3 protein-coding genes are annotated in these 1429 nt (G+C 42.0%); 2 read left to right on the top strand and 1 reads right to left on the bottom strand.

Annotation, left to right across the window (positions count from 1 at the left end):
- Positions 1–217: YacL family protein (locus tag BKK52_RS12685; RefSeq protein WP_425272089.1), on the bottom strand; the 217-nt coding region annotated here is incomplete at its 3' end.
- Between BKK52_RS12685 and BKK52_RS12680 the strand changes: the two genes are divergently transcribed.
- Together BKK52_RS12680 and BKK52_RS12675 are read left to right on the top strand one after the other, a co-directional pair.
- Positions 208–471, top strand: coding sequence for a YacL family protein (locus tag BKK52_RS12680; protein ID WP_077478848.1), 264 nt, complete (start codon positions 208–210; stop codon positions 469–471). The two genes, BKK52_RS12685 and BKK52_RS12680, sit on opposite strands and share 10 nt — an antisense overlap.
- 6 nt (positions 472–477) lie before the next feature.
- A partial coding sequence (locus tag BKK52_RS12675; protein ID WP_208606171.1) for a transglycosylase domain-containing protein occupies positions 478–1429 on the top strand: 952 nt, incomplete at its 3' end.

The raw sequence follows: 1429 nt of genomic DNA, 5'->3' as shown, positions 1-1429 counted from the left end.
CGTTAAGGAAATGGATAAAATCGGTTGTGCCGCAAAAAGCGAGACTTTCCTCGTCATAATAATGGAAATCCTCTTCGAGTATTTCATCGGATTCCATCATCAGGTTATTGGCACGGATCATCACTTCATCGGCATTTAAAAAGAGCGTATATTCTGAACCAATTAAACGGGTTTCTTGATTTTCAGATAATTGTTGTGCGCTAGAAAGTGCGGTCAAAATCCCTTGGGGATTTGACCGCACTTTCTAGCGCACAACAATTATCTGAAAATCAAGAAACCCGTTTAATTGGTTCAGAATATACGCTCTTTTTAAATGCCGATGAAGTGATGATCCGTGCCAATAACCTGATGATGGAATCCGATGAAATACTCGAAGAGGATTTCCATTATTATGACGAGGAAAGTCTCGCTTTTTGCGGCACAACCGATTTTATCCATTTCCTTAACGCCTATATTGATTTTATTACATAGCCAACGATGACAGCAGAAAATAACGAACAAGAAAAAAGCCAAGAATCAAAACCAAGCAAGCGCCATGCCTGCAAAATGTTTTTACTCAAAGCCGGATTCACCGCCGCTGTGTTGGCTATTTTTTATGGCGGCTATTTAGATTGGCAGATTCGAGCCAAAATGAATGGGCAAGTTTGGCGTTTGCCGGCTGAAGTCTATAGCCGAATTGAAAGCGTCAAAATCGCCGATGATCTCAGTTTTGATGAGGTCATTCAAATTCTATTGGACAATGAATATCGCCAAACCACCATGGTTGCCGCACCGGGCGATTTTAAATTAGAAGACAACACCATTGTCATTTTACGCCGTGCCTTCCCCTTCCCTGACAAACCGGAACCTCAACGGGTATTACGTTTACGTTTTACAGACAATAAATTAAGCCGCATTGAGGATCTGGTCAGCGTTCAAGCGGTGGATGAATTTCGTCTTGCCCCGAAATTGATTGCGATGTTGGAATCCGACAATGAAGAGCGTCTTGCCATTCCTTTACAAAATTACCCCCGTTTGCTTATTGATGCCCTCATTTTAACGGAAGATCGCCGCTTTTATGACCATAACGGCATTAATCCTATTGGTATTACTCGGGCATTGATCGCCAATATTCGTGCCGGGCAAACGGTACAAGGTGGGAGTACATTAACCCAACAATTAGTGAAAAATCTTTTTTTATCCAGTGAACGCACCCTCGCCCGTAAAGTGAACGAAGCCCTTATGGCGCTTATTTTAGACTGGCGTTATGACAAAAATCGTATTTTAGAAACCTATCTTAACGAAATTTATCTTGGGCAAAACGGCGATACACAAATTCATGGCTTTGAACTTGCCAGCCAGTTTTATTTTGGCCGTTCGGTTCGTGAAATCAGCCTTGATCAAATTGCCTTACTTGTGGGCATGGTAAAAGGCCCTTCTCTTTATAATC

It is taken from the genome of Rodentibacter trehalosifermentans, from assembly GCF_002000545.1.
Lineage (GTDB): Bacteria > Pseudomonadota > Gammaproteobacteria > Enterobacterales > Pasteurellaceae > Rodentibacter > Rodentibacter trehalosifermentans.
The sequence above is the reverse complement of the archived record's forward strand: the minus strand, read 5'-3'. Positions and strand labels throughout refer to the sequence as shown.